This is a genomic window from Zarconia navalis LEGE 11467, from assembly GCF_015207075.1.
In the GTDB taxonomy this organism is placed as follows: Bacteria; Cyanobacteriota; Cyanobacteriia; order Cyanobacteriales; family Geitlerinemataceae; genus Zarconia; species Zarconia navalis.
On the sequence record NZ_JADEXN010000266.1, the window covers coordinates 1 to 7,231 of the forward strand.

The 7,231-nt window shown below is 49.0% G+C and carries 6 protein-coding genes and 1 pseudogene; all 7 read right to left on the reverse strand.

Annotation, left to right across the window (positions count from 1 at the left end):
• Positions 1 to 839: pseudogene (locus IQ235_RS14175) on the reverse strand (hypothetical protein); the annotation flags it as partial.
• A 27-nt stretch (positions 840 to 866) separates the two neighbouring features.
• The gene (locus IQ235_RS14180; protein WP_264322100.1) at positions 867 to 1,826 is read right to left on the reverse strand and encodes a CHAT domain-containing protein; all 960 of its coding nucleotides are present in this window, start codon (positions 1,824 to 1,826) and stop codon (positions 867 to 869) included.
• Between the two features lie 126 nt (positions 1,827 to 1,952).
• On the reverse strand, positions 1,953 to 2,231 hold the full coding sequence (locus IQ235_RS14185) for a CAB/ELIP/HLIP family chlorophyll-binding protein (protein ID WP_441373274.1): 279 nt from the start codon (positions 2,229 to 2,231) through the stop codon (positions 1,953 to 1,955).
• Positions 2,232 to 2,406: 175 nt separating this feature from the next.
• Positions 2,407 to 3,126, reverse strand: coding sequence for a superoxide dismutase (locus IQ235_RS14190; protein ID WP_264322101.1), 720 nt, complete (start codon positions 3,124 to 3,126; stop codon positions 2,407 to 2,409).
• Between the two features lie 260 nt (positions 3,127 to 3,386).
• Entirely contained in the window at positions 3,387 to 4,391 is a 1,005-nt protein-coding gene (locus IQ235_RS14195) for a succinate dehydrogenase/fumarate reductase iron-sulfur subunit (protein WP_264322102.1), read from the reverse strand.
• Positions 4,392 to 4,953: 562 nt separating this feature from the next.
• Positions 4,954 to 5,802, reverse strand: coding sequence for a type I methionyl aminopeptidase (gene map / locus IQ235_RS14200; RefSeq protein ID WP_264322103.1), 849 nt, complete (start codon positions 5,800 to 5,802; stop codon positions 4,954 to 4,956).
• A 281-nt stretch (positions 5,803 to 6,083) separates the two neighbouring features.
• Positions 6,084 to 6,608, reverse strand: a complete 525-nt coding sequence (locus tag IQ235_RS14205) for a sulfocyanin-like copper-binding protein (protein WP_319592594.1) — start codon at positions 6,606 to 6,608, stop codon at positions 6,084 to 6,086.
• Positions 6,609 to 7,231: the final 623 nt, after the last annotated feature.

Here is a 7,231-nt window from a genome sequence, read left to right on the forward strand (position 1 = left end):
CCTCGGCGAGCGTGACACAACCCCATATCGCACAGCAGAACCCCCGTTTTCAGATCTAAATTCTCGCGAGTTTTGGCGTCGATCTCGAGAACTTCAGCAGCCCGTTGCCAAAATTCCAGACTTCGATCGTAGAAATCGAGGGCCTCATCCATCTTGTCATCGAGATAGGCATCTCTGCCGAGGGCAAACAGGTAACTCGCTTCAAGTTGGGGAGGTAGCGACTGTCCGTACTCCTGCAAATCCCGTAATGCGGCCCTCAATTCCGATGCATATTCCGGGCCGAAGATGGTTGGATTGGGGGGAAATCGATCGGAACCAGTGGCCAATACCACGGAAAATAGGCGATCGCTGGCTTTGCGAATTTCAAAAATTAAATTTCCTGGGGCGATGGCAAACTCCGCCGACGTGCAGAAATCGGCAAAATCTGGAGCCAGTCGAATCAGCTTCGCCACCACCTCATCGTTCACCCACAGCACCAAAGGGTAGGGACATTGCACCTGAAACTCGTTGCGCATCCAGTTTGCCAAGCTTAAGAAGCGATCGAGATTTTGCACCGACTCCAACCCGAACACCATCACCGCCGAGGGGCGATCGTCGCCAATTTCCGATCGCAGGGTGGAAAAGAGTTTGGTTGCCGACGGATGGAGGAAGAGTTCGCGAATGTCCGCCTCGCACCGTTGCCGCAATTGTCCGACGAGATACTCGCGCAAGGCAAGGTAGTTGCAATGAGCCAGCATCGGCTTGAACAGACCTTGAGAGGCCTCGATTTCCCACAGCATTTCCGCCAGGGCGTTTTCGTTTTCGGCGTCGATTCGATCGCTCGTGGGTAAATCGCTCATCGTTCGCTCATCGTTGGTTTCGAGTTCTCAATTGAGATGATAAACCCGAAATGGGAAAGCTCTCCAGATGAGCCTTCTATAATCATCGATCGCTTTAAAATGTTTATACAGTTGGAGTCGGGTCTCGAACAAAGCGAGTGATGGCGATAACCCTTCCTCAAGGCATTCAAAAAAGTGCTCGATCGTCTTCGTCGATGAGTTCCCGGCTTCATTACTCAGTATCGGAGCAATGTAGTAATTCGTGCCGGCTCTTCTCAAGCTTTGAATAAATTCGTGACTGACTCCTAACTGGCACGAATCTAGATAGATTAATTTCGGAGAGAGTCGGGCAAGATGAGTGGCTGTAATTGATTCTTCATTTAAAGCAATATAGTCTTCGTTATTAAAGTCGATCCATCCATGCGCGCTAATCAATACGAGATCTTTGGGAGAAATAGAGTTTAATGCTTCAAGAGTTAGATCTTCAATGTCATAATAAATTGAATTTGAAAGTATATCCCGAACAAAATGCGCACCTCGCTCGGGATCTGCTGTTCGGTCGGATACAATTAAAGCCGACCAGTTGTCAGAAAAGTTAAAATTTGATGTAACAGGTGAAAAACTGTAGGTAACTGGTTTTTGTAAGAAGAGAGGAAGTTCTCGATGTTGTAGAAACTCAAAAGGAAGTCGGATAAAGTTTTCGGGAATAATAAACCGAATCGCTTCACAACGATCGATCCAAAGATCGAGAATAGAAAAAATTTTTACTCCGAGTCTTTTACTCTGGCTTAGAACTTCGGATTCATCAACAGAACTATAATAAATTGCTTGAAGATTAAGGTATAAGTCTTCTAAGTCAGAAATAATAGTATTAGCATTTTCTATCGTTTTATAGCTATAAATTCTATTTCTGAAATTTGCACGAACGATAAAATCTTCTCCGATTCGATCGAAAAAAATGAATAAAGTATTCGGCTCGATCGATTGAGTATTAGCAGCGCGAACCACCCAAAGATCGATCGAGGATACCGAAAAAATTCCGATCGCACCAGCGCAAGTTCGAGCTAAGAAACGACGTCGCGAAACAGCCATCGTATTCTGTAAAAATTGTCTTGCATCATTTTTCGATCGGTTCTAACGCAACCCCAACCAGGTAAACAAATCCTGGTGCGTCACCGCTTCCAAAATAACCAGCATCACAAAACCGAGCATGGCAAATCGTCCGTTCACTTGCTCGGCGTAAAGCGTCCAGCCGAATGCCGGTTCGACGGGTTCGATGGCTTCGCCCTCTGGGGATTCTAGATTCTGCGATTCTAGGGTAGACAATTCTGTTTCTTGAGGTTCTGTCATTTGAGAGATTTGGGAACTCATCACTTCAAGTGCGATCGCAATTTGGAACGGATAAACAGGCATTAACCCATTGTTTTTTAGAATGTGTTAGATAGCGATAATCCTCGCTTTCAAAAGAATCTAATAATCCATCGTAACAACACACCATTTTAGATTTTTGCGTTAGAAATTCGGGGACTCATTGGGTGCGTGCTGGCGCTTGCGCAAACCCAACGACAAACCCTAAATTGAGCGCAATTCATGCAAGTGCGGCTTGGTAGCGCCGCTCGACTTCATCCCAATTGACCACGTTCCACCACTGTTTGAGGTACTCGCCGCGAGCGTTGCGGTAATTGAGATAGTAGGCGTGTTCCCAGACATCGTTCCCCATAATCGGAGACATTCCCTGCATCAAAGGACTATCCTGATTGGCCGTTCCAGTCACTTCCAAGCTGCCGTTATTGAGAACCAGCCAGGCCCAGCCGCTCCCAAATTGAGATTTGCCCGCATTGTTGAATTGCTCTTGGAATGCCTCAAAACTACCAAATGTTTCTTGAATCGCTTCGGCGATCGCCCCTGTCGGTTCACCTCCCCCATCGGGACTCATGATTTCCCAAAACATTTTATGGTTGACGTAGCCCCCGCCATTATTGCGAACCGTGCTTTGGATATCTGTGGGTAAGCCATCGATTTGTTCGAGCAGCTCGATGGCACTTTTCGTTTTCAACTCGGGATATCGATTCACCGCAGCATTTAATTTGCGGGTGTATCCAGCATGATGCTTATCGTGGTGGAACCGCATCGTTTCTGCATCGATGTAGGGTTCGAGAGCATTGTAATCGTAGGGAAGCGGGGGTAACGCAAAAGTTTCGTCTTCCTGGGAATTTGAGGGTTGAGCGAAGGCACAAGCGGAGAAACCCCCGAAGGTGAGCGTACCAATGCCTAGAGTGTATAGAAAGCGACGACGATTGAGAGACATAGTTTTCGATCGATGTGATACGTGAGTTTATCATCTCAAAAATCGACGACCGTCGATCGGGGTATTTATAGCGGTTTGCAAAAATATTGACTCCGCCTTTATCGGGGTCGTGCGTGCGATACCATTGCTTAAGTTGATACCACTGTGCCCCCGTGCCTATCCGCGTGCGTCCCCTTTAAGTGGGTTGGGGTCTACCTTCACGAAAACCGCTATGAGAAGATGAGTTTTGCCTCGAAGCGATCGCTCAAATGCGCGTCCCCCTAAACTTCCCTGTTTTCCTGTTTCCCCATTCCCAATTCCAACTCCCGAACCGCATCAATGAGCGATCGCACCTCCGATGCGCCCTCCGATGCCTCGAAACCGAGAGGAAACTTACCCCGCGTCAGCATCCGCAGTCCCAACGGTGCCAGACTCAGCAATCCTTCGATATCGCGGAAATAGTTTGCCACCACCTGCACGCCGAATTGCCGTTCGTCGATCCAGCCTCCAGACTTCACCAAGTCGACCAACACTTTGCGATGGCGAATCGGGCGGCTGACGCTGCGATCGTTGCGTGCCAAAATCTCCCCTTTCACCTGGCTAATCCGATCCATCGGGGCCACTTCCATGGGGCAAACGGAGTTGCAATAGTAGCAGCGGGTGCAACCCCATACCCCCGATGTGCCTTGGTTGTACTGTTCCAGGCGTTCTTCGGTTCCCCCATCGCGGGAGTCGGCCACCATTCGCTGGGCTTTGGCGAGGGCGTGGGGACCGACAAAATCTGGATTTACCTCGCGGGCGTTGCACTCGGAGTAGCAAGCGCCGCAGAGAATGCAGTTTCCCGCCCGATCGAGTTTTTCTCGTTCTTCGGGGGTTTGGAGGAATTCTCGCTCGGGAATCGCCCGAGAACGGCTGCTGACGTAGGGTTCCACTGCTTCGAGGTTGTCCCAAAAACTCGCCATATCCACCACCAAATCTTTGATGACGGGCATATTTCCCATCGGGGCAATGGTGATGGTGGGTTCTGCGTCGATGGGGAGGCGATCGAGTTCGCTACCCACATTTTCCTTACACGCCAAAGTCGATCGCCCGTTGATGCGCATGGAACAACTGCCACAAATGGTATTGCGGCAATTTTTGCGATAGCCCAAAGAACCATCCATCTCCCACTTAATGCGATCGAGACAGGTAAGAATTGTATCGCTGCGATCGACTTCTAGGGTATAGGTTTGGGGACGAGGCGCTTCGTTGCGGTTTTGGCGGAGGATTTGGAATCGAACTTGCATGGTGGCGCGGCAGAATCTGAGTACTCTATATTTTAGGGTTGGGGCGATCGTACCGTGGGATGAATTTAGAATTATTTTGGACGAGCGCCCCTGATGCGCGAGTTATTGCAGAGCGCCTTTGACCGATAACCGATAGAAACTAAGGAATCTCAACGTAAGGTTGCAGCCATTCTCGTACTTCTTTTGGTTCGATCGACCCATTCCGATGAGGAAAAATTTTAAGCAACCTTGACAACCGGATTTGATGCGATTTTCTGGGTTTGGTTGTGTCATAGATCTGTTCTCTCCTAACAATCGACATACTTATCCCTCATGGGAGGGATGTGAGCTGAAGCCTGTGAATCCACGAGGATGACCGCGAAAAATTGAAAATCGCCATCGACCCGTACAAGTGTTTGGAGAGAAAACAGAGGGAACAATTTTGTTGACGATGGAATTTTGAGATCTCAAACCGGCGATCGCATCGTCAAAAACGTCCCTATTTCAAAATTCGCATAGAAAAAAGGGCGAGCCGATGCTCGCCCTTTTATTGTCATTGACGATAGTATCCGAACCGATTGCGCTACACTTTGGTGCGATCGGTCAAAATTTCGTAACCGTCTTCCGTCACCAATACGGTATGCTCGAACTGAGCGGAGAAAGAATTATCCACCGTCACCGCCGTCCACTTATCGGAGAGGGTGCGGGTGTGCTTGGAACCGGCATTGACGATCGGCTCGATGGCTAACGTCATGCCCGATCGCAACTTGACATTTGGCATTTCGTGAGTGCGGAAGTTGAACACCGACGGCTCTTCGTGGAGGTTGCGTCCCACGCCATGACCGGTAAACTCTTCAACGATGCTAAACCCGTTGGCTTCCACGTGGTCTTGAATCGCCCCGGCCAAGTCGAGTAACCGGTTTCCGGCTTTGACTTGCTCGATTCCTTTGTACAAGGCTTCTTCGGCCACCCGAATCAGTTTCGCTGCCTCGGGGGTCACTTCTTCGACGGCAATGGTGATGCACGAGTCGCCGTGAAATCCTTGATAAAACGCTCCGGTATCCACTTTCAAAACATCCCCGGAACAAATTACTTTTTTGCGATTGGGAATGCCGTGGACGACTTCATTGTTGATACTGGCGCAAATAGAAGCCGGAAAACCGTAATATCCTTTAAAGCTCGGTGTTGCCCCCATTTCTCGAATGCGTTTTTCCGCATGAGCGTCCAAATCTGCCGTTGTCATTCCCGGTTTGACAATTTCCGAGATTTCCTTGAGAACGGTGGCGACAATTTTTGCCGATTGCCGCATGATTTCAATTTCGCGCGTGGATTTGATTTCAATCCGGCGGCGCTGCTTTTGCAAACTCGGAAGCTGGCTTTTGACTTTCTTTTTTGGAGCGGGATTGGCTAGAAGGTCGCTAAAAATGTTCATTTGAAATGGGGGCAAATTGGGAATAGTAATTGCGAGAATTGAGAAACGATCGCGATATCAAAATAGGCCGTTAGACGAGATCTCGTTTCGATGGTGTTGCTCGAAAAATTCGATTGAGATTGCCTAGGCGATCGCACCGTCGATGCTTTCTCATCTGTGCGTTCGAGGGTCTCGAAACAGCACCACTTCGGCTCTTATATACGGTAACAGATTCCTTCTACCGTTGCGGAGTCGCGAACCCCGGCCAAATTTGCGGTACCAATTTGGGGTCGAACTTGGGGTCAAACTTGGGATTGGGAAGGGGCGATCGTAATTTCTCCCGTCATCCCCGCCTCCGCATGACCGGATATCGTACAGCGGAGTTTGTAAGTTCCCGGTTTCATCGGTACGAACACCCATTCCGCCTCAGCAGCGGGTTTGAGTTCGAGTTCGCGCACGGCTCCTTTGACCTCAACGTTACCGGCTTCAACTTTGCGCGTCCAACTGGCATCGGCAAAATCTTTGGACGTAAAGTAGTGTTTTTGAGAACTGGGATTATCGAGAATCAGTTTGTAGGTTCGTCCGGCGACAAACTCGAATCGATCGGGAAAAAACTTCAGTTCTCCGGAGGAACTCCCCAGGCTGACCTTGACGTCTGTCGCATCCACACGAGCGATCGCACCATCGAGAGGAAGTGCGATCGCCGAAGCCCAAACCGGAGATATTGCCGGAGATATTGCGCATCCTAGCAGAAAAAAGAGCAGCAGGAGTCCGCGACCGAGGAAAACCAACAAACGAGCGATCGGAATTTGAAAGCGTTCGTACATCACCCAGACCCTTCTTCAAATCGATAAATGACGATTCCGAGTCGCAAATTTCACCCAAAACCCAGCCAGTTCGTCGTTTTTTCGGTTGCTGGGTCGCTATTGGGGTCAATAACCTGCCCTCAAGCTAGGATTGTTGGATTGGGAATCGATAAAGTTTATTTTACCCCACTGGGTCGTTGGCTCTGAGATCCGGCGCGATCGCGATCGCCCGATCTAAGAGATCTCCATCATGGGTGTTCTTTAGATCGATCGCCTTCATCTGCGCGCAGATGTCGCATCATAAGAGTATATAAAGTACAGATAAAGAATAGCCTCTGGAAACACCGTATGCGGTTATAGGCAATCATCCGATATCCTCTACGATTTTCGAATATATAGCGCTACGCGCTAGGGAACGGGGAACGGGGAACAGGGAACAGGGAACAGGGAACAGGGAACAGTAGACTGTGAGAGGCTTCTAAGATTTAGGAATGTCCTAACTAATCTGCGTAGCGCTATATCCCTCTTCTGTCACTCTCCGAGTTCAACGAATATTTAGAAGGCGTGACTATGCACTACTAAAATGATGATGTAACCTCATCACCGATTGAATCAATCGGTGAAATCCAATTAACAGGCTGTAA